Source organism: Ignavibacteria bacterium (genome assembly GCA_036262055.1).
GTDB lineage: Bacteria > Bacteroidota > Ignavibacteria > Tepidaquicellales > Tepidaquicellaceae > DATAJP01.
The window spans coordinates 1,003,431-1,029,349 of sequence record DATAJP010000003.1 but is presented as its reverse complement, the minus strand read 5'-3'; the positions used below and the strand labels follow the sequence as shown (position 1 = coordinate 1,029,349).

Below are 25,919 nucleotides of genomic sequence, written 5' to 3'. Positions count from 1 at the left end.
AATAAAGATGCAGGTATAAAGTATGAGCAGCAGCAAAAAGAAGTTATCATCAGAGCAAAGTAAACAGTTACTCAGAACATTGAAAACCCGTTTTGAGGAAAACATGAAGCGTCATAAAGGTGTTGAGTGGAATAAAGTACAAACTAAACTGGAAGCCAAGACTGAAAAGCTTTGGTCGCTCAACGAAATGGAAAATACAGGAGGTGAACCGGATGTTGTCGGCTATGATAAAAAGAAAGATGAATATATTTTTTACGATTGTTCGGCGGAAAGTCCTAAAGGTCGCAGAAGTATTTGCTATGACCGTGAGGCGCTTGACTCAAGAAAAGAATTCAAACCGGAAAATAACGCAATTGATATGGCAGGTTCTATGGGTATTGAGATTTTAACGGAAGAACAATACAGAGAACTGCAGGAACTTGGAAATTTCGATACGAAGACGTCGAGCTGGCTGAAAACACCTTCCGATATCAGAAAGCTTGGAGGCGCAATCTTTGGTGACCGGCGATATGACACAGTTTTTGTGTATCATAATGGTGCCTCTTCTTATTATGCAGCCAGAGGATTTCGTGGTTCACTGAAGGTTTAATCTGAACAATAAATATTGAAATATAACAAAAAAGCCGCTTTTTAAGCGGCTTTTTTTATCTGTGACCCCAACGGGACTCGAACCCGTGTTTTCACTGTGAAAGAGTGACGACCTAACCACTAGTCGATGGGGCCAAATTTTCTTGGCGAATATACAAAATACCGAAAATAAGGAAGTTTTTCAATGGAATAAAACCGAATAAATTAAAAGGTATTGTCTTAATTTGGGTTAAATTACATATGTGTCATTCTGAGCAAAGCGAAGAATCTCGTTTTTTAATGAAAAGGAGAGATCCTTCACTTCGTTCAGGATGACACTTGGCAAATTAAGACACTACCAATTAAAAAATAATCCAGATTTATTCTTTTATGCCATTTATTGCTCGAAACATAGACCTCTACCCCACGTAAAAAATTACAGCCCTTACAAAACTTAATCGAAAATCTATGAAAATTTTATCCACCCTTTTTCTTTTTATTTTAGTTCTAATATCAAATGTATCTGCTCAAACCGGTTGGGTTCAGCAAACAAGCGGAACAACACAAGTATTGCTGGGAGTTTCGTTTGCAGATGCAAATACAGGTTATGCTTGTGGATTAAGCGGAATGATTTTAAAAACTACAAACGCAGGAACAAACTGGGTTTCGCTTCCGGCTGTTACCGGAAATTTTTTACGTTCCATTCATTTCGTAAATCCCGCGAATTTTGGTTATGCAGCGGGTGAAAATGGAATTGTTTTGAAAACAACAACAGGAGGCATGAACTGGACACCGACAGGAAATGCCGGCTCACATACAATTGTTCATATTGATTTTAAAGACGCAAACACGGGGATTGTGGTTGGATTGGAAGGGACAATAATGACAACAACAAACGGAGGTACAAACTGGATTTCCAGAAAAAGCGGTGTAAACGTAGAGCTTACGGGAGTTTATATGGTAACTCCGGATAATATATATGCCGTAGGGTTCAATGGGACAATAATTCGGACGACAAACGGCGGAGCAAACTGGACAATGCAAAGTTCAGGTTTAACCTCAGAATTACGTGCAGTATATTTTGTAAATGATAATACAGGATTTGTTGTTGGATATAACGGCAGAATTTTGAAAACTACAAATGCAGGAGAGAACTGGTTTTCTCTTACACCAGGTGTTACCAATAATTTGTTTTCAATATATTGCGTTGATGAAAATATAGTTTATGCATCAGGCACGGGAATAATTTTAAAAACAACAAATGGCGGAGCAAATTGGCAAAATCAAAATGTAACTGTTACATCAGATTTATATAGTATTGCTTTTTCAAGCGCTACTCTTGGACTTGCAGTCGGACAGCAGGGAGTGATATTGAAAACCACAACAGGAGGTGTTGGCATAAATCAAATTTCAAATCAGGTTCCTGAAAGATTTATTTTGCATCAAAATTATCCAAACCCGTTTAATCCCGTTACAAAAATAAAATTTGAAATACCTTCGGGTTCAAAAAATATAAAGCTGGCAGTTTTTGATATAAATGGCAGGGAAGTTTCACAACTTTTCAGCGGGATTTTAAATGCAGGTATCTATGAAACGAAATGGGGTGGAATCAATGCCTCGAGCGGGGTCTATTTTTATTCTTTGTATATAAACGAAAGTTTAATGGATACTAAAAAAATGCTTTTTATAAAATAATTTGAGAAAAAACGATGAATTTTTCATCTTTTATGGCTTTAAAAAATAGAAAAAATTAGGCATATTATTTATTATGGTTACATTATTTATAGTATTATTAGTATTGGTTTGCATCTTATTGATGGCAGTTGTATTACTGCAGGCATCAAAAGGCGGCGGAATTTCATCGACATTCGGCGGTTCAAACGTAACTGCGGTTTTCGGTGCGAGAAGAACATCTGACTTTTTATCAAAGGCAACGATTGTTCTTGCTTCAGTTTTTCTTGTAGCGTCATTGTTGTTAAACATATATATCAGCAAAAGCGACGGACTTGAAGAAAGCGTAATCCAAAGAAATGCAGGAACGCAGACTTTGCCTCCTCCTAATGTTCCGATGGAAACTCCGGGTCAACAACCACCCGGCGGACAACAGCCTCCAGGACAACAGGACCAGCAAAATCAACAAACCACTCCGCAACCGTAAGGTGTAGCTTAACGGTTGAAGTGCACTAAAAAGTTTAAGGACAGACGATAATTCTATTTACATTTGAATAAGAGTCTGTCCTTATTATTTTAAGCAAGATGTTTACTTTTATTATGTTTAAAGTATGATGCTTAAAATTTTCATCTTATCGATATCGCTCTTCATTGCTTTTCTTTCATCTGCACCTGAAATTTTTCCGCAGGAAAATTTTTTTGAATTAAAGCCCCGCAAAGAATTCAACTCCAAACTGAATACTAAACAACATCTGTTATATAATTCTCAGACTCAGGATAGTTTTGCAGATACCAATGACGTCAAACAGACAACATTTGTGATGAAAAAATCTCCTTTAACCGCAACACTGCTATCGGCGGCGATTCCGGGGGCAGGTCAGTTTTATAATGAATCATACTGGAAAATTCCTGTTATTGCCGGAGTCGGCGGATATCTGGTATATGAAATAATTCAAAGCAATAAAGACTATAGAAATTATGCAGACCAGTATTCAGCATCCATAACGACACAAAATCCTTCGGGAGATGCGCGGCTGCTGAGCTTAAGAGAATTTTATCGTGATGAAAGAGACAGGTTTTTTATTTATACTGCATTGCTTTACCTGGTGCAGATTGCGGATGCTTATGTAGATGCAGAGCTATATGATTTTGATGTGTCTGATAAAATGAAATTTACACTCGGAGGGAACAATATTTTAGGAATGAAAATTAATTTTTAAGCAGGACAGGCATCCTGCCTTTCCGGACAGACAAGAATGTCTGTCCTACTAACAAATAATTGCAATAAAAAAGCAGTGCTGAAAATCACACACTGCTTTTTTATTGTTTTGAGGTACTGCCAAAATCTATGGAACCGCATCAACATTCGGTTTTTGATAACCGAATATATCTTCAAGAGTCAAGAACTCAACCTTTCCGTATTTAGATAAAGTATTTACATCAAGTTTGTTCCTATCCCCCAGAACCATAATTGTATATTTGCTATCTTTGATATTCTCGGCATGAAACTTTTGAATGTCTTCGAAGGTCATTGACGGAATTTGTTCATAAATATCCTTTCTTATGTCATAATCATTTCCAAGTTTCTGGGCTGCAAGATAATTATTCAGAACATTCGCCTTAGTAATTCTCTCTGATTCAATCTGCTGAATGATGCTGTTCTTTGCAGTGTTAAAAGTTATATCGGACTTCGGCATATTATTAAGCAATTCGAACATCGCATTCATTGCTTCGGGAAGTTTGTCTGCCTGCGAACCGATGTATGCATAAATAAATCCGTGTTTTTCTTTTGCATCAGGAAAACGCTGTGTTGCAAAAACAGAATAAGCAAGTGCTTTTGACTCACGAAGTTCCTGGAATGTTATTGATGACATGCTTCCTCCGAAGTATTCATTGAATAAAGTCTGAAGAGGCACTTTGTTTCTGTCATAGGTATCTTTTTGTGAAATCATCATTATCTCCGCCTGAACCATATCATAATTAACTACATAAATCTTGTCATTAAGATTTTCCATCTCGCTGAATTTTTTTGCATCAGGAACAGGATTTAAAACTGCCGGAATTTCATGATATTGGTCTAAATCGGCTTTTAATTCATTTTCGCTTAAAGGTCCGTAATATAAAACTTTATGCTGATATGAATCGAGAGACTTAATTAAGTTTACAAGTTCAACTGCGTTCAAATTTTCAACATCTGTGTTAGAAAGCACATTTGTCAAAGGGGACTGCTTTCCATAAACACCGTAAGAGCTCATTGCACTTAAGATAGACTGCTTGGAAAGCATTGCATCAGCCCGAACTTTTAAAATATCTTTTTTCAGATTAATCAATGCTTCTTCATTCGGCACAGGGTCATTCAAAAGACTTTCGAACAATTGCAACGAAGGCACAAAGTTATCGTTTAAGCCGTTTAAGCTGATAAAAACTCTGTCATAAGTTGTGTTTACGGAGAACGAACATCCGAGCTTATAAAACTCCTGCTGAAGCTGTTCAGGCGTATATTGCGAAGTTCCGAGATAGGGAAGGTATGCAATTGCAGGTGCAAGCATTTTGTTGTTGTTGGTTCCCATATCGAATACATAAGACATACTGAACAAGGCATTTTCATCGTTGTTTGTATAGTAAACGGGAACATCGCTTTTAATCTTAAATTCTTTTATGTCCTGTTTGTAATCAACAAACACCGGGCTAAGCTTATCAGCCGGAGTGTTGACAATCATTTTCACAAAATCGGATTCCGCTTCACGGTTAACTTCAACAGGTGTAATTTCAGGTTTAATAACTTTCTGAGTATTTTTATCTTCACCGGTTTTTTTATAAACTACAACATAGTTGTCTTTGAAATTTTCATTGGCAAATCTCATCACATCTTCTTTAGTTATGCCTTTTAATCTTTCAAGATGGGTTACATAATCCTGCCATGGAATTCTCTCAATGAACGCAGTCATGAATGCGCCTGCTCTGAAACGGTTTGATTCGTTATTACGAATCTGGTCAAGTTTCATATTGTTATTGACAGCTTCAATCAGCCAATCGGGAAATCTTCCCTGTTTTACAGAATCAAGCTGAGCTAGTAAAAGATTTTTTACTTCTTCAAGAGACTGACCTTCACGTGGTCTTCCGTATAAAGTAAATATGGAATAATCTGTTATGATTCTCGGGTTTGAGCTTGCCTCAAGAACTCTTTGCTTTTGGTTTAAATTCAAATCAATTAATCCTGCTTTGCTGTTGCTCAGAATCATATCCGTTACTGTTAACAAGTCCGCATCTCTTGTATTTTCACCGGGGAATCTATAACCAATGAGAACTCCTTCGGGGTTTGGTCCTGTAACCTCAAAAGTTTTTACTGAAGTGATTGGTTTTTCAACCGGGGGTATGTATTCAGGAACGTTGCCACGCGGCATTTTGCCGAATGTATTGTCAATCATTTCAATTACTCTGTCAGGATCAAAATCACCTGAAAGACATATTGCCATATTATTTGGCACGTAATAGGTTTTGAAGTAATCAATCGTTTTTTGAAGCGCAGGATTTTTTAAGTGTTCAATCGTTCCGATTGTTGTCTGTGTTCCGTATTGGTGTGTAGGAAACAATGCGAGATACAATGTCTCAAATGCTTTACTGAAATCATTATCAAGCGAACGGTTTTTTTCTTCATAAACAACTTCAAGTTCCGTATGAAACAATCTCATCTGAGGATTTCTGAATCTTTCAGCTTCGATTGTTAACCACTTCTCAATTTGATTTGACGGAATATCATTTACATAAACAGTCTGTTCATTTGAAGTAAATGCATTGGTGCCTGAAGCGCCGAGCGAACTTAACATTTTATCATATTCATTGGCAATTGCATACTTCGATGCAAGAGATGATATGCTGTCTATCTGATGATAAATTGCTTTTCGTTGAGATTCATCGGTTGTTTTTCCGTAAACGTTATATAGCTCAATAATCTGATCAAGATAAACTTTCTCTTTTTCATAATCGAGCGAACCATATTTATCGGTTCCTTTAAAAAGCATATGCTCAAGGTAGTGAGCAAGTCCGGTTGCATCGGCAGGGTCATTTTTACTTCCCGCACGGATTGCAATGTAAGTCTGGATTCTTGGCGCATCCTGATATACTGAAAGATAAACTTTTAGTCCGTTATCCAGGGTGTAAATTCTTGCTTTCAGCGGGTCGCCTTCAACAGTTTCATAGGTATATTTGCCGTTTGTTACTGTTTTGGTTTGTGAAAAAGCTGTTGAGGAAAGTATCAAAAACGCAATAAAAAGTCCAAAAATTAATTTAATTTTTCCCATGATTTTTTTGTGATAATATTGAATTTATTAAAAATCTGTATGTTATAATATAGATAAAATGGTAACTTTTTAATTTATTTAAACCATTATTCATATGTTCTTGTCAAAGAATTACGAACTCAATTAGGAGAGAAAAAAATGAAAATTCAAAATTATTTACAGCTCTGCCTCATCTTTACCTTTATTACTACGTTTATTTTCCTTTCAGGATGCAATAATGACCCTATAACCAGCAATATGAGTGATGACGAATATGTTCAAAGTCTTGCTGTTAACGGCGGATATAGTTCGGACAATGATGATGACGATAATTTAATGAGCAGTGAAGTGCTTGACTTCGATGCATCCGGTCCGGTTGAGGATGACGGCGGCTCACCGTTTGATTCTCTGGTTAAATGGGGACGCAGGGTTATTTCAGTTACCGTTACCACGAATTTCATCATCAATACCGATACTTTAAAAAAACTTGAAGTCATACGTGAAATATCCGGTAACTTTGTAATTGTCGGTTATCTTGGCGGCTCACTTGACTCAGTCTCAAAACCTTATACCCAGGTTCAGCGAAGGTTTCTCTCATTCAAGAGAGTCGGAAGAAGCGATAATGTCCGTTTGAACTGGAGATTGTATGAGTATTCTGCAATTGATGGTCAGACCACAGCGCCTCAACTGGGTAAATCAAACATTACAATCAGTAAGATTGAGTTTTTCAAGAACGATAATTTATTGTTCACGTTAAATGGTCCTGATTTTACGGAAAACGTTTTCCGAGCTAAGAGATTTTTCGGTCAGAACGGAATTTTAAACTTTGTGAGAAACGATGAACTAAAATGCCGCGTTACATTGAACAGTAATCAGTCGGATACTGATTACGTGGCATTCCACTGGTCGAGAAATACATTTGGTTATCACCGCGTTTCGTTTAATATGGTTTCACAGGTTCCAAACGGAGGAACGTTTGACAGGGTATATGAAAAGAATTTCAGAATCTACACAAGCCATATCCATGGGGTATTCAATGCTTATCTGAGCGCAAATACAAGAAGCTCACTGTGGAGTCCTGATGTGAATTTATTCTCATCAACTTATGCAGGGCTTTCATACAGAGTCAAACCATAGCATAAAAAAACTCCTGCTGTTTTTAATACAAACAGCAGGAGTTAACCACATATGGAAGGAAACAGACTTTATTTATATATCACTACCTGAATTTTCCTGAGGCTGTTCTTCTAATTCCTGACGTTGTTCTTCACGCTCTCTTCTTTGTTCTTCCCGCAATTCTTCCTGTTCTTTTCTTTGCTCTTCACGCATTTGTTCAAGCTCTCGTCTTATCTCTTCTTTTGCTTCATCAATTTCCTGCTGGGCATCATCGAGGTCTTTCATTAACTGCTCCTGGTCTATCTTCCATTCTTCCTGATTGTTCTTCAATTCTTCTTCAAGGTTTTTCATTTCCTGTTTAAATTCTTCACTGTCAAATTCATAATTATAATTATAGCCATCTTTAAGCATTTCAAAATGGCTTTTGAATGAATCAGGGAAACTAAAGTTAAAGTTCCAGTTTTTTGATTTGAATTGTTCCTTTTGCTTTTCAATCATTTCTTTTGACATATCAAGATTCTTTAATGCATCTTTCAGGTTTTCTTCGATTTCTTTATTCAATTCTTCGGTAAATACCTTCACATCAAAATTATCTCCCATATTTTTTTCGATTTTTATTCTGATTCTTTCATCAAGCCCCTCAAGATTTTTTTCCACATTTTGCCACACCTGTTCCTGGCATTTTTCAATCCACTCACCGAGCTTCTCACAGTCAAAATATCTCAAGCTGTCTTTTATTATATAAGTAGGCGGAGCAACAACACCTGAGACTTTGGAATAAATCTGTTCTTTCATGTCATCATTAACTCTTGGGATAAGATTGATTAATGAAATCATATCAGAGTTATTAGCCGTGTTTATTACATTATAAATTGCATTTGTGTTACCGGGTTCAAAGTCGTAAGTATATAGAGCGTTTCTGAATTCAGCAGAAGCATTGACGCTGAACGGCGTTCCCGGTCCGACAGATGCCTGAACGAGACAAATTTTTCCGGCAGGAACAACGGATTCTTTGCCTCTTGACTCAAGTAAAACCGAACCGTCCTTAACAAGAATCATTCCGTCGCCTTTGTTATCGACGCTGAAAGTGTATGCAGTTCCTTTCGGATTGTTATCCCATGCAATCGAGTTTTTTGTTTCTATAGAAAATTTTTCAGACTTCTGCGAAAAATTTGTATTGATGGTTCCGTATTCAAGAAGAACTTTGTGTTCACCTTTTTCGCTGTTTAAAATTTTAACTTTGGATTTTGGCTCAACCGTAATTTCTCCGAGCCCGGCAATCGTAATGATTGCCTTTGATGAATCGTCTGTTTCAATCCAGTCGCCGGCTTTCAAGCTGTCAAATGAAGCAATTGATTTTGCACCGTCGTTAATGACGGGAGCTCCTTTTACTTTTGTTACGTGCCAATAAGCAAATGCCGTTGCATCAGGATTATCGGTGTCCGCACGATAAATAAACGGAATTGAAATCAAACCGAGAAACACGACAACACATGCAGCAATAACATATTTTAAATAAGATTTCCCTTTTTTAGGCTCATCCTCCGGTTGAACAGCAGCAGTATCCTGTGCTGTATTTACAATTGTAAAAAAATTACCTGCGACCTGCTTAACTTCTATGTTGTCCTCAGTGATTTTTTCATTTATTCTGTTCCATACGGTATGCGGGGGTTTTACGTCAGATGGAATTTTTTTCATCTTTTCTTTAAACGTTAAAGTCTGTTCGTAAACAATGCTGCATTCAAGACAATCCTTCATATGCGCAGATAGCTCAAGACGATTATTATCTGAAATTTCTCCGTCTGCAAGTTCATCAATAAGTATTTTGTATTTTTCGCAATCTTTCATTTTGAAAGCTCCTCTCTTAAAATTTTTCTTGCCCTGTTTAAATGAGCTTTGGAAGTTCCTTCCTGTATGTTTATCATTTCTGCAATTTCGTTATGTTTGTATCCTTCAATTTCATGAAGAACAAAAACTGCTTTTGCCTGTTCGGGCAGTTTTGAAATGGCTTTTTCAATGTCAATGTTTGTATCAAAGTTAAAAACAGTTTTAATATTTAGTAACTCATTCATATCAGCCAGAACAAATTTTTCGTCTCTTTTATTTTTCGACCTGTTGTGCATAAGAAATTCATTATACGCTATGCCGAACAGCCACGTCGAAAATTTACTCTCGAACCTGAATGATTCAAGCTTATTCCATGCTTTAATAAAAGTTTCCTGAACAATTTCTTCAGCGGATTCAGTATTCATTGTCAATCTTAGAGAAAAAGCATAAATCTTGCCTGAATATTTATCAAAAAGTTTCTTGAAGGCGGATTGGTCTTTTTGAGATGCCTGAATTATTACATCGTATTCGCCGGAGTCCTTTATTATCAAATTTGTATTAATGGGTTTAAAACGAATTGCTTCTGCCGGCATTCCCTAAATTTGTGGTTACATATAGTGAGATGCCCCGAAACCGGAAATGGTTTAGATAAGGTTACGAAATATTTTTAAATTTGTTAAGAAAAATATGATAAAACTCGTGAATTCTGCTTTAAATCACCTTGAAAATTAATTTGAAAGCTGAATTGACACTGCAAATTACATTTTTTATCATTTTAAATACGACTATATTAGTCTTGTTTTAAAATGATTAGATTATCCAAAAAGGTCGAATATTCTTTAATAGCGTTAAGATATTTTGCAACTTCGAATGAAAATGTCGTGACTGCAAAGGAAATTTCCAACAAGTACAAAATTCCACATGAGCTTCTTGCTAAAATACTTCAAAAGCTTACAAAAGAAAAGATTTTAATTTCAAACCAGGGAATTAATGGTGGTTATAAGTTAAACAAACTGCCATCAGATATTTCTCTTGAAAGCTTAATAAAAATTTTTGACGGCGAGAAAGGGCTTGTGGAATGCATGCAAGGAAAAGGACCTGAAGATTGCTGTTTGTTTGATGACTGCACAATCAAAGACCCGGTGGTGAAAATCTCTAAAGAATTGGAACAATTTTTTTCCTCGAAAAAGATAAGTGATTTTATGTAAGTTTGTATTGGGATTCCCTCCTTCGCGGGAATGACTTCAAAAAAAGAAAGTGGCAATTAAGTTTCCGATATATTTAGATTATAATTCAACAACACCGGTAGACCCGGAGGTGCTTGAAGAAATGCTTCCTTACTTCAATGAGAAGTTCGGGAATCCTTCAAGCAAAACTCACAGATTCGGATGGGAAGCATCATATGCGGTTGAAGTCGGTCGTGACAGAATTGCTAAGCTCATCAACGCGCAGCCAAAGGAAATTATCTTTACGAGCGGTTCGACAGAATCAATCAATCTTGCGATTAAAGGTATTGCTGATAGCTATGGTAAAAAAGGAAATCACATAATTACTACTCCAATCGAACACAATGCCGTTATCGATACTTGCGGGTGTCTGGAAAATATGGGATTTAAAGTTGACATAGTAAACGTTGATGAATATGGTGTGATTGATATGAACCATCTTAACGATTTAATTACCGATAAAACTATTTTGGTAAGTATTTTGTTTGCTAATAATGAGATAGGAACAATTCAACCGATTAAAGAGATTTCGAAACTCGTTCACTCAAAAAATGATGTGTTCTTTCACGTAGATGCTTCGCAGGCAGCAGGAAAAATTCCTGTAGATGTTCAGGATATGGACATTGACATAATGTCTATGACTTCGCATAAAATATATGGTCCCAAAGGTGTCGGAGGTTTATTTGTAAAAGATAAAAATCCAAAAATCAGAATAAGCGAACAAATAAGCGGTGGCGGTCACGAATCCGGAATGCGAAGCGGAACGCTGAACGTTCCCGGAATAGTCGGTTTTGGGAAAGCATGCGAGGTTTGCATGAATGTTATGGAAGAAGAAAACGCACGGCTGATAAAAATGCGTGAGCATTTAACAAAAGAGCTGACAGAAGGACTTGAGCTGTGTTATCTGAACGGTCATCCTGTTCACAGATTACCGGGAAATGCAAATTTATGTTTTGAAGCAGTTGAAGCATCGCATTTGTTCGGAACAATAGATGAAATTGCTTTCTCATCGGGGAGCGCTTGTTCTTCATCAAAAATGAAAGCATCTCATGTCTTAAAAGCGCTCGGCAGAACAGACGACCAGGCAAAATCTTCAATCAGATTCGGAATCGGAAGATGGAACACTGAAGAAGAAATTGATTATACAATAAATAGAGTCAAAGAAGTTGTAAATTCTATAAGAGAAAAATCTCCTGTGTGGGAGATGATGAGTAAATAAAAAGTTTAATAATTTAAGGAGTAAAATTTAATTAATGGAAACACAAACAAAAGAATTCATTCCCGGAGTAAGCGACGAAATTAACGTTACCGAAAAAGCGGTGAGTGAAATAAAAAAAATAATGCAGGAAAATAATGTTCCTGAAGGTTACGGCTTGCGAGTCGGCATAAAAGGCGGCGGATGCTCGGGTATGACATACACGCTCGGCTTTGATGCTGAAACAAGGACAGGTGATAATATACTGGAATTCGACGGAGTTAAAATTTATATTGATATGAAAAGCAATTTGTATCTAAACGGAACAGAGATTGATTATACTGATGGATTGAACGGTAAGGGATTTGTATTTAATAACCCTAACGCAAAGAAAACTTGCGGATGTGGAAGTTCGTTTGGAGTATAAATAGTTTTACTTTATAGCCACAGAGTTCACAGAGAACAAACTCTGTGTCCTCTGCGGAAAAAAATTTTGCTCAGACTATATTTTTTAATATTCAACATGTATTGAGAGCTTATGAAAGATAAATTCACACGCCGAAGTTTTATAAAAGCATCAACAATAAGTATTGCAGGCTTTACCGTATTTTCCGGTTCACTGTGTAAAAATGATTCAACCACAACTACAACTACTACTAATACAACAACAAACATAGGAGAAAACAAAATGGCTTATGAATGGGTTTTAAACAAAAGACCATACTCGGATGACGAAGCAAAAACATTGCTCGCAAATGTTATGGATGCTGAAACATCCGACTGGCATTATAACACTCACCAGAAAGGTTATGTAACCGCACTCAATACAATTGAAGGTGCATTACAGAATGCTGACAAATCGAAAGCAAACGGAAACTATAGCGATTATGGCGAATTGAAAAGAAGATTCACATGGAACCATGCAGGGGCATTATTGCACGATGTTTATTGGGATAATCTCGGTGGTGACGGAGATATTTCAAAAGGTCCTGAAATTCAAAAAGCAATTGAACAAAATTTCGGAAGCGTTGATGCATGGAAAGCCGATTTCAAAGCAGCTGCACTTTCAGCAAAGCTTTCCGGCTGGGGAGTTTTGACACTCGACCAGCTTTATAGCGGAAGATTAATTAACATTCAGACCGATGAACATCATTATGGCGGATTATGGGGCGGTATTCCGTTGATTTGCTGTGACGTATTCGAGCATGCATATTATCATAAAGATGGTCCTGCAAGAGCAAAGTATATTGATAATTTTATCAATAACTTGCATTGGGGAAGAATCAATGATAGATATAAAAAATACGCTAAATAAATTCTAATAAAATTTTTATATTAAAAGGCGGGTAATACCGCCTTTCTTTTTTAAATTAATAAAAAAATTATTCTTTCATTTCTTAAAATACAGCACATATTACGGGGGAAAGTTTATTTATCATTAGCTCTGATTTTGTTTTTTGTTTCCTGCAATAAAAAAGATTCGCCGGAGGTTCCCAAAAACACAGGTGAATTTGTCTGGAAGCAAAATTTATCCGTGAATGATATTCCGGATACACCTGTAAAAGGCTTTCTCAACGGTAAAGAAGTTAATTTTGAATATATTAATTTCGAAATCTGGAGGGGAAGCGGTGATAATGTGATAAACTTCAGCAGCAGAAGACCAAAGCAAGATTGCGGTTTTATTGAAAATAATGATGCATTTTCATTGGAAAAAAAAGGCGGAGAGTTTTTGGTTGGTGATTTTATAAAAGAAAATTTTGATGCAAAGATAGATGGTGTGTTTTCAAGCTATCATTATTATGAGGAAGGAAAAGAATTAGTAAAGGTTGATGAACAATGGAATTGTGTTTTGGTAATTACAGAAATCGATGAAAAAACAGTTAAGGGAAAAATTGCAATTTGCTATAACGACAAAAATAAAAGCTGGGTTGCCGGAACGTTTGAAGCAGTCAAGTGTTTGAATTAACGGGAGAAAATAAAATTTGAAAAGTTTAAGAATATTTAAAATTATTGTATTAATATTAGGGTTAACGTTGATAATCGGATGCGGGAAGAAACCTGATAACCAAACTTCTAAAGATACAAACTCAGTTCAGCAGGATAAAGTAAAACAGCAGATTACTGATGACGGCTCTGTTCCGGGTTTAACCGGTAAAACAGAAAATACAATCCCGGGAAACGAACTTGGCATGTCAACGGGTTTGCCTTCTGATTTTCCGCAAGATATTCCTCAACCTAAGAATGGGAAAGTAATCGGTTCGCTGCTTTCGTCCGATGGAATGGTCGTAACATTTCAGACAGATGCTCCCGTTAAAGAAGTTGTAGAGTTTTATAAATCCGAAATGGTTAAAAACGGATTTAAGCAGACTGAAAGCGGAGATATGCTTATGAAAGATAATGGCGGAATGATTGGTTTTCAGAAAGATAACAGAGACGTTCAGCTTATGCTTAGCTCGAATGAAAATATTACCTCAGTTGTTATAACTTACAAATAAAGTTATTAATTTAAATTACCTGTCCTATGCAGGTGTAAATGATTGTCTGAAAAGACTACAATACCACTCTTTCCGCTTAATGTAATTCTCTTTCCGGATTCTAAAATTCCTTTGTTTATTTTTGAAGAACGCTATAAAACAATGATTAACGAATGCATTGAAAACAAAAGTGTGTTCGGGGTCAATCTTATCGAAAATAAAAAAATTCATACAACCGGCTGCAACGCAAGAATTACCGAGATAACGCAAAAATATGAAAACGGCGAGATGAGAATTGTCGTTACAGGTGAGAAAATTTATGAGCTTATCCAATATAAACCGAACAGCATCGGATATTATGTCGGTGAAATTAATTATAAACCGGAAGAAAATAATCCTGTAGATGAAAAAAAAATCAAGAAAGCTGTCAAATGTTATAATGAGCTTGTAAGCGAGGTTTATAAGGGCGGAGTGAAGCTCATAAATCTGGAAGACAAAGATTGGAAAGATAAAAAATATATCGCTTTTTATATTGCGCAAAAGGCAGGGTTGTCTCTAATTGAAAAACAAAACCTGCTTGAGATTGATAATGAAAATGCACGTCTTGATTATGTTTTAAAATATTTTGAAGATGTAATTCCTCAGCTAAAGGAAGCTACCCGGGTTTCAAACATTATTAAAAGTGACGGATATATTCAATAAGGAATATGGCTCCCATTCCAGATAAAAATTCAATAAAAAAAATCCTTGTTGTAAGAACTGATAGAATCGGAGACGTTATTCTCACACTTCCGCTGATATACCAGATAAAAAAAATTCTCCCGCATGCGAACGTAAGTATTTTAGTTTCTCAAAACGTTGCTGAGCTTTTATATGATTATGAAATAATTGATGAAGTTATCATTCTGGAGAACATCAAAAATCTTAAAATGTTTTTTAAAAGGATTTGTTATGATTTAGTTATAAATGCTTTTCCCGTTTTTGATATAAGCCGGGCGGAGTATTTGTCAAAAGTACCGTTAAGGATTGGAACAGCTTACCGCTGGTATTCATTTTTGTATAACATAAAAATTCATGAACACAGAAAAGAGTGTCTACTGCACGAATATCAGTATAATGTCAATCTTTTAAAAAAACTTTATCCGGAAGCTGGTTACGATTTTAAGTATAGTTTTAAAATCAATGAAACTGAAGAGAGTTTATTAAATGAAAAGCTTCAAAAATATCTTTTTAACATAAACGATGAATATATAATCATTCATCCTTCAAGCGGGGGTTCGTCGATTGATGTTTCAGAAGATGTATTGGTTGATTTTATAAATAAATTTCAAAAAAACAATAATATAAAAATTGCAATAACTGGTAAAATTTCCGAAAAAAATTTTAACTCAAAAATTGAAAATAAAAATAATATTATTGATTTGTCGGGAGAATTAAATTTAAGGGAATTGCTGATATTAATAAATAATAGTAAATTGTTTATCGCAAATTCGACCGGACCGATTCACATTGCAGGCGCTTTGAATAAAAAAATCATCGGGTTTTACCCTGAACAAAAACCAATGAACGAAACACGATGGGGACCTTTGAACGAAAGTAAGATTATATTAAGACCTGATGTAGCTTCAGACCAGATTTTAAATTCAGCAAATAATTTATTAGCTAAATAAAAAATTATGAATAAAATAATTTACCGCTTTTTTGTTCTTATAGGAATTTTCATAATTACTTCAGCATCATACTCACAGGATAAAGTATTTTTATCTTCTGAAGATGCATATGTGAGTGTTGTGGAATATACGGATTGGAATGCTGAGCATACTACAGAATATTTCGGAACATATGAGTTTATTTATCCGGGACAGACACCTTCAGGTGATTATCTGGGAGATATTGTTCAAGAAAAAATACTGATTTCTTTCAACAATGGTGAGATAAACTTATACAAAAATATGATTGTGGAAAGTGATTGGGAGCAGAAAGATACTATAAAAAACCTGTATTTTTTTTCTAATTATTTAATTCCTGTAGGAATTGAATTAACCGAAAAAGATAAAATATTTGAGTTTGTAACGTTGAAATATGCGGATCCTAAAGGGAATACAAAATCTTCACGCGGAATATTATTTCAGCTTCCCGAATCAAAAGACTTTGCTTTTTATGAAAAATTGAGGGATTAAAGGCATTTTCCATGTAGAGTTATGCGGAATTTCTGAAACATTAAACGACAGGTGAATGTTAAAAGTTAAAGAAAATTAAAATACAAAGGATAAGTAAAGACAAGTAATGAAGAAAATTATATTATCGATATTATTACTATTTTTTGCGGCTAATGTTTTCGCACAGGATAACGTTCAGCCGTTTCAATTCAGAACCATTCAGCAAAACTCATTTAAACCGGGTGAAAAACTGAAATATGAAATTAACTACGGCTTTGTTACTGCAGGTGAAGCAATTATGGAAATTTCGCCAAACCTGGGCAGCATAAACGGAAGACCGGTTTATGACATTTCAGTTGTTGTAAACTCTACCTCAAGCTTTGACTGGGTATATCAGGTGCGTGATTTATATAAAACTTATGTTGACAAAGATGGTTTATTCCCCTGGAGATTTGAGCAGCACATTAGAGAGGGAAATTACAAACGGGATTTCGAGGCATTGTTCGACCATGAGAATCTTAAGGCAAAAGCTTACACGGGTGATACAGACCCGAAAAAATTCGAGGGCGAATATGATATTCCGCGATACGTTCAGGATGCGGTCAGCGCGCTTTATTTATCGAGAACGTGGGATTACTCTAAAATGAATAAGTATGACATTGTCAAACTTGAGAATTTTTATAAAGATAAAGTATATCCCCTCGATGTAAAATATCTCGGGAAAGAAACAATTGAAGTTCCTGCGGGCGAGTTCAGATGCGTTGTCGTTCAGCCGCTTGTAGTGGAGGGCGGTTTGTTCAAAAGTGAAGGTGATTTATATGTCTGGATGACCGATGATGAATTAAGAATACCCGTCAGAGTAAAATCTAAAATTGTAATCGGTTATATAGATGTTGACCTGACCGAGTACAGCGGATTAGCCGGTACATTAAAAGCAAAAGTAGACTAACATATAATTGAAAATTTCGGAATTATTTTATTCCATTCAGGGCGAAGGGAAGCGTGCCGGAACCCCTTCTTTTTTTATCAGGACAAATTATTGTAATCTCAGGTGCCAGTTCACAAGCGGTAATCTATGCGATACGCCGTACACGAGCTGGTTTCCTGATAATGATGACAATATTGGCGATGTGCATATCAGCGACATTATACATGAATATGCAAAATATAAATGCAAAGATGTTGTAATTACAGGCGGAGAACCGACAATGTTTCCCCATGAATTAAAATTCCTTATTGAAAGCTTAAAAGCAGAAAATCCTGATGTGTTTATAACACTCGAAACGAACGGAACATACTACAGCGATTTTTTGACTATGATAGATTTAATCAGCGTCAGCCCAAAGCTTAAGTCGTCCATCCCTTATAAAACAAGTTATGAGAAAATGCACGAGAAAAGCAGGGTGAATGCCGAAGCGCTTTACCGTATAAGCCTGCTGAAGAAAAATAATTTTACTGATGTTCAGTGGAAGTTTGTTTATACAGGAAACGGTGATTTGGAGGAAATTATGATGATTAAATCCGATTTGCAAATCCCTGCGAGTGATATTTATTTAATGCCTGAGGGAATTTCAAAACAAGACCTTGACCAAACGCGCCTGATGACCATTGAAGCGTGCATAAAAAACGGCTTTAACTTTTCTGACCGCCTGCATATTTTGGCGTGGGGAAATCAGCGGGGCGTCTAAGCTCGCCGTTTATTTTTAATTCCAGCCATCTTCCAAAATCAAATGATGTAAAAGCATTTCTTTCAAAAGGGTCTTTCTTAAGTTCGTTCATTTGTTTTAAAAGATGTTTCTTCTCAAACGTTATATCTTCATCTTTTTTCATCCTCTCGACTTTTTTTGCATAATTAAGTATTACCAATTCTAACTTAAACACGCGGTTCTTTTTTTGGAAATATCTCTGTGTGGAAGATGTAAGATATTTTAAAAATTTATGATTTTTTAGTTCAAGATGTATGAAAAGATAAATCAACTTAACATACCATTCAATATCTGCACGAACTTTTACATTAGGATTATTTAAAATCCTATTACCATAGTTTAGCGCCATATTATATTCGTCTAAAAACATCAACACTCTCAAGATTGTATAATTCAAAAGAATTTCCATATTGTAATCCATCTTTCCCTGGTATGCATCAAGCTTCTTTTCGATTCTTTTGATTGCTTCCATGCATTCGGAATACTTTAAGTCTTTTCTTAGCCCGATTAATTCAAGCATTGAAACAACGGTGAAAATATCTATTTCATTAACGAGCGAATGTGACTGAAGAGACTGAAGCATTTTTAAATATTTCTGAAGCTCGGCGTATTGTTCGAAATTCAATGCAAAGAATGTCAGGTAAGTCAGCGTATCAATCCAGTAATTAAGAAGCTGGTCTTCGAATGGCTTCGGATTTGATTTTATCAGCTCAAATCTTTTGTGCGCATACATATACATCTTCGGGCTGTCACCAAGCAAATCATGTATTAATTGATGTGCCATATAAAAATGCTCAAGCGCTCTTATGGACAAAGCTTTTTTTTCATCCTGCAGAAGGGGATTATTTAGTTGGTCATCCTTAAGGAACAACAATGATTTTTCCCTGAAACGTCCTTTTGAACGGTAATATGTCTCAAGCTCGGAAATTATTGTTTCATATTTATTTATGTTCTCGATTTTTTCAAGCACGCTTGTTTCAGCTGCAAATATTTTCGCATCATTGTTGTTCGGGAGAATCTTCTTCATTATGATGACTTTTTCAAGCTCAATGAATTGCAGATAATGATGGAATCTTTCATATTCAAGCGCAGTTTTTTTGCCAAGTTTCAGATTTTGAAAGAACTGCTTGTATAATGCTTTTTTGAATAAAATTTTACATTTGTTTATGATTTCATTTAATCTTAAATCAATGGAATTGTTTGTATTAAATGATATTAAGCTTTTTGTGATTAATTTATAAAGATAATTTTTTGTGAATGTAAGTTGCTTTATGAATTTTTCGTTTTTAAACTCCTGCTTAATTTCTTTTTCATTGTACTCTGCCTGCTTCTCAATCTTGTTAAAAAGCTTCATATAGTTCTTGTTGCCTTTTTGCATAGAAGCATATATTTTGAAATACCTTTTTTCGCTTTTTGAGAGGGATTTTATTAAATCGAATAAGTCTTTTGATGGGGTCATAAAACAAATAAATTTTATAGCATAATACGAATGAAAGGGCATTTTGTTAAGTTTTTTAAAAAAATTACGAATTTCAGGAACCTATGTATTTAATATATATTTAATATATATAGGTATTACTTTTTTTAATTATCTCCGTATAAGTTAATAAGCTAAGCGACACCTCCGGGGAAAGGGTGAAAAAGTTATTCGTTTGACGGATAATTCGCTTAGCTTAATTTTTTTGGAATTGGAGAAGCCAAAAACACTAATTAAACGTATATAATGAAGATTTTAATAATTGGAGGAACGTCCTTTATTGGGCTTTCTTTGACCAGGCAGCTTGTGAATGCGGGTCATAATGTAACGGTTTTTAATCGCGGAACAAAAGAGCAGAATATCCCTGATGGTGTGAAACTTATCAAAGGTGACAGAAATGAATTGGATAAATTCAAGACCGAATTTGAAGCATTGAAGCCCGATGTGGTTGTTGATATGGTATGTATATTTGAAAACCAGGCAAAATTTTTAGTAGAAGTATTTAAAGACATTACAAATAGAATAATTATGATAAGCAGCTGTGATGTTTACCGTGCTTATGGACGATTGCTCGGAACCGAGCCGGGCGAACCTGACGCAGTTCCTTTGACGGAGGAATCTCCGCTAAGAGAAAAATTTTATCCATATAAAAAACCCGAAGAAGAAGGCAGACTGGATAAATATGACAAGATATTATGTGAAAGAGTACTGATGAGCGACAAAGATATAAAATGGACAATATTGCGGTTACCTATGGTGTATGGTCCGAACGATTATCAGTACAGGTTTTTTAATTATTTAAAGCGAATGGATGATAACCGTCCGTTTATTTTGATTGATGAAGGAACAGCTAAATGGAAAGGCTGCAGAGGTTATGTTGACAATGTTGCGTATGCCATCAGACTTGCAATTGAAAACGATAATTCAATTAATCAGGTTTATAATGTTTCGGAAGAAAATACCGATAATGAATATGATTGGATTAAACGAATAGCAAAATACACCGGCTGGAAAGGTGAAATTATTATAAATCCGCAGAACGGTCATTCAGAAGAAAATAATTCACAAGATTTGGATACTTCTTCTGAAAAAATCAGGAAACAGCTTGGGTATTCTGAACAAATTCCTGAAGAAGAAGCATATATCAATACAATTAAATGGGAGTTAAGTAATCCGCCTAAAAATATACCTGCAGAACAGTTCGATTATTCCAAAGAAGATAAAATAGTAGCAGAATTAAAGCCCGCCCGATAATTTTTAGCTTTATATGAATAGCTGATATTTTGTATGCGTTAAGATAAAAATTTCTTATCTTTATAATATAACTATTTATCTTTTGTCCTCGTAAAAAATATTAAACCTTAAAATTTATCATATGAAAAATTTATCCACCGTTTTCATAGTGCTGTTCACCATATTTATTTTCTCGACAGCATTTGCCTGCAACACAACAAGTTCACTTGTAAAACTACAGGACTTAAGAAATATCGGCAGTTTTAGTTCAATTATTGTAAGCGGCGCTATTGATGTTAAAGTTAATATCGGCTCAGGGACATCTGTGGAAGTTATCGGACCTGAAGATATGGTTTCAAATATTGTAACCGAAGTTAAGGATAACACTTTGCATGTTTATTTCAAAGGCAAAGGTAATTATAAAGGAAAAGCGCAAGTTATAGTGAGTACGCTTGAGTTAACAAGCGCGCGAGTTTCAGGAGCCAGCAAGCTTCACATATCAAATTTAAACAATTCAAGCTTCACATTAGATGTTAGCGGAGCTTCAAAAGTTGAAGTGGAAGGAAGCACAAGCAACCTGACAGTTGAAGCATCAGGAGCTTCTCATATGGATTTATCGAAGTTTAGTGTGTCAAATGCAACGGTTGATGTAAGCGGTGCATCTCATGGAATTCTTAATGTGCAAAATAATTTGACAATAGATGCATCAGGCGCAAGCCATGTTGAGTATTACGGGACACCGGAAATTAAATCTGATGTTTCAGGCGCAAGCCGCATTAAAAGCATTAATTAAAAGCCCTTAAAAAATTTGCATGGTAAAATTTACAATATTATATCTTTTAATTTCCCTCATATTAATTGATGTAACATATTCGCAATCTCAAAGTTACAAGCCACAGGCACCATCTATTAACGGAAAAATAAATGAAGATGAGTGGGGTGATGGTGTCAAATTTGATAAGTTTTACAGCTTCATTCCGACAACCGGAATGACAAACATGGACAGCACAATTGTTTATGTTAAGCAAACCGATGATGCAATATATTTTGCATTCAGATATTGGCCTAAAGGAAAAGTAATCAGAAAATCTCTTACGCGCGATCGTTCAACCGAGGAAGAAAATGAATTTTTTATTTTACTTGACTTGGAAAATAAAAACCAGAACGGATATTGTTTTGCTTTCAGCTTCATAGATAACCAGCGTGACCAGATTGTATATAATCAGAGAAACATGTCAAGTGAGTGGGATTGGAAATGGGAAAATAAAACAACCGTTTTCAGAGAGCCGACAGATACCGAACCGGGCTATATTGAAACCGAAATAAAAATCCCCGTTGATAAAATGCAGAATAAGAATAAAAAACAGATAGGTTTTGATATTCAGATGTTTGCATATAAACCGGACGGTAATTATTATTATTATTCCATTCTTCCTAACAGTGAACTTTTGAGTTTGAAAAATCTTTATAAAATGGATTTAAAAACTCCGTTTAAGGAAACTTTGAACTTAAATGTGAATGCAATTCCATTTGTTGTGGGAGATAAATTTAACGATTCAACATACGGTGCAAGATTCGGCGGTGATTTTAATGTAAGCTTAGACAGGCATACATTTAAAGGAACAATAAATACAGACGAATCAACTCTCGAAGCCGACCCTTTTGCATTTTCATTTTATAACAGACCGATTTTCCTTCAGGAAAAAAGACCGTTCTTCAGCAAAGACCTTGACATATACCGTTCAACGATGGATTTGTTTTATACGCGCGCGATAGAGAACATTGAACTTGGCGGCAATTACACATACAGAAGCGATAATATGAAGCTGGGCTCCATTTATGTTCAGGAAGAACCCGATGTTGCAGGAAACAGAAACCAATTTTTCATAATGCGCCCGAGATATGATTACAAAGATGGAAACATCGGAGGTTTTTTTATATATTCAAAAGACAAAACCATCGGTGACCAGCAAAGAGTAATGAGTTTCGACGGTTCATATAGATTTCCTACAAATCCCTTGAGATTCTATGGACAGTTTGCTTCAAACTTCAATGGTAATGCTTTAAAAGCAGGTGGATTTTATCAATTTAATAACCAAGGCGGCTTTTATGCAGACTGGGCATATACAAGGGTTGACCAGGATTTCAGAGCTCCTACTTATTTCAGCTTTCAGCTTCAGAGACCTTATGACTTCGATGAAATTTTTACTAGCGCAGGTCATAACTTTGTTTATGACAGAAAATGGTTTACAGATTTTAATTTCAGCGGGGGATTTTACAAGCTAAGAAGAATGTCGGATGATTTCATTTACCAGCAAAGAATTAACGGGAATGTTTATTTCAAGCTTAACAATATGATAAGCATGTCTAATTATGTGGAATATAACAGACCCAATGATTTTGATGATCAGGGAAATCTTATTACAAGAACAAATCTGAACCACGAAGTCAACGTAAATGTATTGTTAGGAAGTAACACGGTGAACTTCGGATATTTTTATGGACCATATTTCGGCTCATACATAAAGAATCCATATGCAAGCTGTAACTTTATTTTCTTTGAACGGCTTGCATTCAGAGGAAGCATAAGTTATGTTGATTTCTTTGATATTAAGCAGACGATTTATAATCTGCGTTTAGATTATAGAATCCTTGACAAGCTTTTCTTTAGGTCTTTTTATGGCAGGAATACTTACACTAAAAATGCTTTATTAAATACAATGCTTCAGTATGAATTCTTCGCAGGAAGCAACGCATATTTTGTTCTAAATCTTGAAGGAGAAAAGCTGGATTACACAAGAAGATATTTCAAGATAGGTTACGAATTCTCGTTCTGAAAATTTAATATTTCGTAAGCATAAAAAGAGGCATAAATTAATTTTTATGTCTCTTTTTTATTTATAGGTATAGAACTAAGATTATTTTTTTCAGTTTAAATTAATGAGAAGATTATGATATTTATATTAGCGTTTTTCAAATAATTTTTATGATAAAAATCCTCATTATAGATGACCATCAATTGCTCAGAGAAGGCGTTAAAAAAATTCTGCGCGAAGAAACTGATTTTATAGTAGCCGGAGAAGCGAGCAATGGACCTGAAGCGCTAAATTTTATAATGAAAAATGAGGTTGATGTTATAATTTTGGATATAACACTTCCCGGACAAAACGGCATAGAATTGATTAAATCCATTAAAAAAATCACTCAAAAGCCGAAAATATTAATATTTTCCATGCATCCGGAGGACAGATTTGCCGTGCGGGCACTAAAATCCGGTGCTTTTGGTTACTTAACTAAAGAAAGCGCTTCAGAAGAGCTTGTAAATGCAATACGGAAGATTTACTCGGGGCATAAGTATATCAGCATGAATTTAGCTGAACAGTTGGCTCAGGAAATCGATGATGAATATAAACCCATACATAATTTTCTTTCTGATAGGGAATTTGAGGTTTTTAGATTAATTGCATCGGGAAAAAAAGTTTCGTATATTGCTGATAAGCTTTCGTTAAGTGTCCCTACAGTGAACACTTACAGAGCACGGATTCTTGAGAAAATGAGAATGAAATCGAATGTGGAGCTAACTCACTATGCTTTGAAAAATGATTTGCTTGATTAAATAAATGTTCTTTGTCATATTTTATATGACATAAAATTCATATTAAATACGATTTGCAGAGAATAAGAAAGAATATATTTTTGATTATTCATTCTATTCTCCAATTTAAAATGGTAGCTTCCCAAAGTTACCGAAGAATTAAGACGACCGGCTTTGGATTTAATTTAACCTCAAATCACATCTCACCTTTCGGCGCATTACTAAGGCCGGTCTCTTTTTTTAAAAGCTTGTTCAGAACCCGCAGTTAAAATTCCAGAATAAATATCAATTAAAATATTAGATTAATAAACGCTAACTCAATGTGATGTGTTAATATGTGATGAAGTTTTTAAGAGTAAGAAGATTAAAAGCTTGGGGGATTATGAAGAGGTTTTATCCTTGTTGATTTTAAAATCTAAACGAATGCTTGTATATCCATCTTTTTCAGTTTTTACATTCATGCAGCCATTATATACTTCAAGAATTTTATTAATAATAGCAAAACCATAAATAGATTTATTTTCTTTTATCTGTTCATCTGAAACTCCCTTACCTTCGTTTGTAATCTCAATTATGTAATTAGTTTCTTCAACGTTATCGGTAAGAATTATTCTATCATCTTTTTTGGAATGTTTGAAGGCATTTTCCATTACTTCCTGTATAAGACGCTTAAAACTTAATTCGGAGATATTTATTTTTACATTATTATCAATATGAGCATTAACATCTTTTTGTCTATCGGAATGCTTTCTCATCATATCTTCAAGAACATTGTTAATGACATCGGCAGGATGTTCAGTTATTTCTTTCCGTTCCTGTGCGAGCTTATTTTCATCTGAAAGAATTAATTCCAAGTTTTCAAAGCTAAGTTGATTGTTAACTGACTTTTCAAGCTTCTCAGCTGATTCTTTCATAATATCATAGTATTCTTTTCTTTCATCAGGTGTGGAATTTTCATTTGTTTCTTCAAGTATTTCAAGAGTAGTTAAAATTCCCGTAAGGCAGTTTCTTATTTCATGTGGCAGGACATAAATTTTATTTCCTTCATGAACGGGATTGGAGTTTTTCTTCGATTCCTGGCTCAGGTAGATTTTTTTAATAAGAGCATCAATATCGGGATTGCTATAGGTTCCATAAGCATCGATTAACACACCTTTGTGTCCGTCGCATGTCATTATTGAATAAATAATAGACATATCATCCGGATTTGATTCACCTTCGAACCTGTAAAATTTTGCGATTGCAAGCTCATCAGGATTATATTTCCTATTTTTCATATATAAGCCGCCATCTTTTAATACAAACTCTTCAGTAAAGCCCTCTGCAGCAATAGCTTTGAGGACTTCTGTAAGTGTACGCATCTTGCCGGGAGTTGGTATATGCATAGCTATTA

The 25,919-nt window shown here is 35.2% G+C and carries 25 protein-coding genes and 1 tRNA gene; 20 read left to right on the top strand and 6 right to left on the bottom strand.

Annotation, left to right across the window (positions count from 1 at the left end; genetic code table 11):
- Window positions 1–22: 22 nt before the first annotated feature.
- On the top strand, window positions 23–589 hold the full coding sequence (locus VHP32_11605) for a DUF4256 domain-containing protein (GenBank protein HEX2788533.1): 567 nt from the start codon (window positions 23–25) through the stop codon (window positions 587–589).
- Window positions 590–651: 62 nt separating this feature from the next.
- Here the strand turns inward: VHP32_11605 and VHP32_11600 are convergent.
- Window positions 652–723: transfer RNA gene (locus tag VHP32_11600), tRNA-Glu, on the bottom strand.
- A gap of 312 nt (window positions 724–1,035) precedes the next feature.
- On the opposite strand from VHP32_11600, the gene VHP32_11595 reads away from it, so the two are divergent.
- The 3 genes from VHP32_11595 (at window position 1,036) to VHP32_11585 (ending at window position 3,458) form a co-directional block, all read left to right on the top strand.
- Window positions 1,036–2,262, top strand: a complete 1,227-nt coding sequence (locus VHP32_11595; protein HEX2788532.1) for a YCF48-related protein — start codon at window positions 1,036–1,038, stop codon at window positions 2,260–2,262.
- 73 nt (window positions 2,263–2,335) lie between these two features.
- Window positions 2,336–2,725, top strand: coding sequence for a preprotein translocase subunit SecG (gene secG, locus VHP32_11590; GenBank protein ID HEX2788531.1), 390 nt, complete (start codon window positions 2,336–2,338; stop codon window positions 2,723–2,725).
- Between the two features lie 124 nt (window positions 2,726–2,849).
- Window positions 2,850–3,458, top strand: a complete 609-nt coding sequence (locus VHP32_11585) for a DUF5683 domain-containing protein (protein HEX2788530.1) — start codon at window positions 2,850–2,852, stop codon at window positions 3,456–3,458.
- A gap of 126 nt (window positions 3,459–3,584) precedes the next feature.
- On the opposite strand, the gene VHP32_11580 is transcribed toward VHP32_11585, so the two are convergent.
- Window positions 3,585–6,539, bottom strand: a complete 2,955-nt coding sequence (locus VHP32_11580) for an insulinase family protein (protein HEX2788529.1) — start codon at window positions 6,537–6,539, stop codon at window positions 3,585–3,587.
- 138 nt (window positions 6,540–6,677) lie between these two features.
- On the opposite strand from VHP32_11580, the gene VHP32_11575 reads away from it, so the two are divergent.
- The gene (locus VHP32_11575) at window positions 6,678–7,655 is read left to right on the top strand and encodes a hypothetical protein (GenBank protein HEX2788528.1); all 978 of its coding nucleotides are present in this window, start codon (window positions 6,678–6,680) and stop codon (window positions 7,653–7,655) included.
- A gap of 72 nt (window positions 7,656–7,727) precedes the next feature.
- Here VHP32_11575 and VHP32_11570 read toward each other — a convergent pair whose 3' ends face one another.
- Together VHP32_11570 and VHP32_11565 are read right to left on the bottom strand one after the other, a co-directional pair.
- Window positions 7,728–9,482, bottom strand: coding sequence for a hypothetical protein (locus VHP32_11570; protein ID HEX2788527.1), 1,755 nt, complete (start codon window positions 9,480–9,482; stop codon window positions 7,728–7,730).
- On the bottom strand, window positions 9,479–10,054 hold the full coding sequence (locus tag VHP32_11565) for an RNA polymerase sigma factor (protein ID HEX2788526.1): 576 nt from the start codon (window positions 10,052–10,054) through the stop codon (window positions 9,479–9,481). Before VHP32_11565 ends, VHP32_11570 begins: the two co-directional genes overlap by 4 nt.
- A 213-nt stretch (window positions 10,055–10,267) precedes the next feature.
- Between VHP32_11565 and VHP32_11560 the strand changes: the two genes are divergently transcribed.
- The 11 genes from VHP32_11560 to VHP32_11510 all read left to right on the top strand — a co-directional run bounded on the left by VHP32_11560 (window position 10,268) and on the right by VHP32_11510 (window position 18,203).
- Window positions 10,268–10,669, top strand: a complete 402-nt coding sequence (locus VHP32_11560; protein ID HEX2788525.1) for an Rrf2 family transcriptional regulator — start codon at window positions 10,268–10,270, stop codon at window positions 10,667–10,669.
- A 49-nt stretch (window positions 10,670–10,718) separates the two neighbouring features.
- Complete coding sequence (locus tag VHP32_11555) at window positions 10,719–11,906, top strand: IscS subfamily cysteine desulfurase (GenBank protein ID HEX2788524.1); 1,188 nt, start codon at window positions 10,719–10,721, stop codon at window positions 11,904–11,906.
- Window positions 11,907–11,940: 34 nt separating this feature from the next.
- Window positions 11,941–12,309: an iron-sulfur cluster assembly accessory protein gene (locus VHP32_11550; GenBank protein HEX2788523.1), complete on the top strand. Its 369-nt coding sequence runs from the start codon at window positions 11,941–11,943 to the stop codon at window positions 12,307–12,309.
- 111 nt (window positions 12,310–12,420) lie between these two features.
- Window positions 12,421–13,197 carry a superoxide dismutase gene (locus VHP32_11545; GenBank protein HEX2788522.1) on the top strand — a complete coding sequence of 259 codons (777 nt, stop codon included), beginning with the start codon at window positions 12,421–12,423 and terminating at the stop codon, window positions 13,195–13,197.
- Between the two features lie 135 nt (window positions 13,198–13,332).
- Entirely contained in the window at window positions 13,333–13,848 is a 516-nt protein-coding gene (locus VHP32_11540; protein HEX2788521.1) for a hypothetical protein, read from the top strand.
- A gap of 16 nt (window positions 13,849–13,864) precedes the next feature.
- Entirely contained in the window at window positions 13,865–14,377 is a 513-nt protein-coding gene (locus VHP32_11535; protein ID HEX2788520.1) for a hypothetical protein, read from the top strand.
- Between the two features lie 42 nt (window positions 14,378–14,419).
- Window positions 14,420–15,058: an LON peptidase substrate-binding domain-containing protein gene (locus VHP32_11530; protein ID HEX2788519.1), complete on the top strand. Its 639-nt coding sequence runs from the start codon at window positions 14,420–14,422 to the stop codon at window positions 15,056–15,058.
- Between the two features lie 5 nt (window positions 15,059–15,063).
- Window positions 15,064–16,026 (top strand): glycosyltransferase family 9 protein, encoded by a 963-nt coding sequence (locus VHP32_11525; GenBank protein HEX2788518.1) that lies wholly within the window; start codon window positions 15,064–15,066, stop codon window positions 16,024–16,026.
- Between the two features lie 6 nt (window positions 16,027–16,032).
- Window positions 16,033–16,536, top strand: a complete 504-nt coding sequence (locus tag VHP32_11520) for a hypothetical protein (GenBank protein HEX2788517.1) — start codon at window positions 16,033–16,035, stop codon at window positions 16,534–16,536.
- A 106-nt stretch (window positions 16,537–16,642) separates the two neighbouring features.
- Window positions 16,643–17,464, top strand: a complete 822-nt coding sequence (locus VHP32_11515) for a DUF3108 domain-containing protein (GenBank protein HEX2788516.1) — start codon at window positions 16,643–16,645, stop codon at window positions 17,462–17,464.
- Between the two features lie 7 nt (window positions 17,465–17,471).
- On the top strand, window positions 17,472–18,203 hold the full coding sequence (locus VHP32_11510) for a 7-carboxy-7-deazaguanine synthase QueE (GenBank protein ID HEX2788515.1): 732 nt from the start codon (window positions 17,472–17,474) through the stop codon (window positions 18,201–18,203).
- On the opposite strand, the gene VHP32_11505 is transcribed toward VHP32_11510, so the two are convergent.
- Window positions 18,148–19,599 carry a hypothetical protein gene (locus VHP32_11505; GenBank protein ID HEX2788514.1) on the bottom strand — a complete coding sequence of 484 codons (1,452 nt, stop codon included), beginning with the start codon at window positions 19,597–19,599 and terminating at the stop codon, window positions 18,148–18,150. The genes VHP32_11510 and VHP32_11505 overlap by 56 nt on opposite strands.
- A 345-nt stretch (window positions 19,600–19,944) precedes the next feature.
- On the opposite strand from VHP32_11505, the gene VHP32_11500 reads away from it, so the two are divergent.
- From VHP32_11500 to VHP32_11485, 4 genes are all read left to right on the top strand, one after another.
- Window positions 19,945–20,952 carry an NAD-dependent epimerase/dehydratase family protein gene (locus VHP32_11500; protein HEX2788513.1) on the top strand — a complete coding sequence of 336 codons (1,008 nt, stop codon included), beginning with the start codon at window positions 19,945–19,947 and terminating at the stop codon, window positions 20,950–20,952.
- Window positions 20,953–21,073: 121 nt separating this feature from the next.
- Entirely contained in the window at window positions 21,074–21,724 is a 651-nt protein-coding gene (locus VHP32_11495) for a DUF2807 domain-containing protein (GenBank protein ID HEX2788512.1), read from the top strand.
- A 19-nt stretch (window positions 21,725–21,743) separates the two neighbouring features.
- Window positions 21,744–23,768 carry a hypothetical protein gene (locus VHP32_11490; protein ID HEX2788511.1) on the top strand — a complete coding sequence of 675 codons (2,025 nt, stop codon included), beginning with the start codon at window positions 21,744–21,746 and terminating at the stop codon, window positions 23,766–23,768.
- Window positions 23,769–23,917: 149 nt separating this feature from the next.
- Window positions 23,918–24,547: a response regulator transcription factor gene (locus tag VHP32_11485; GenBank protein HEX2788510.1), complete on the top strand. Its 630-nt coding sequence runs from the start codon at window positions 23,918–23,920 to the stop codon at window positions 24,545–24,547.
- A gap of 359 nt (window positions 24,548–24,906) precedes the next feature.
- Here VHP32_11485 and VHP32_11480 read toward each other — a convergent pair whose 3' ends face one another.
- Window positions 24,907–25,911, bottom strand: a complete 1,005-nt coding sequence (locus VHP32_11480; GenBank protein ID HEX2788509.1) for a HAMP domain-containing sensor histidine kinase — start codon at window positions 25,909–25,911, stop codon at window positions 24,907–24,909.
- Window positions 25,912–25,919 lie beyond the last annotated feature (8 nt).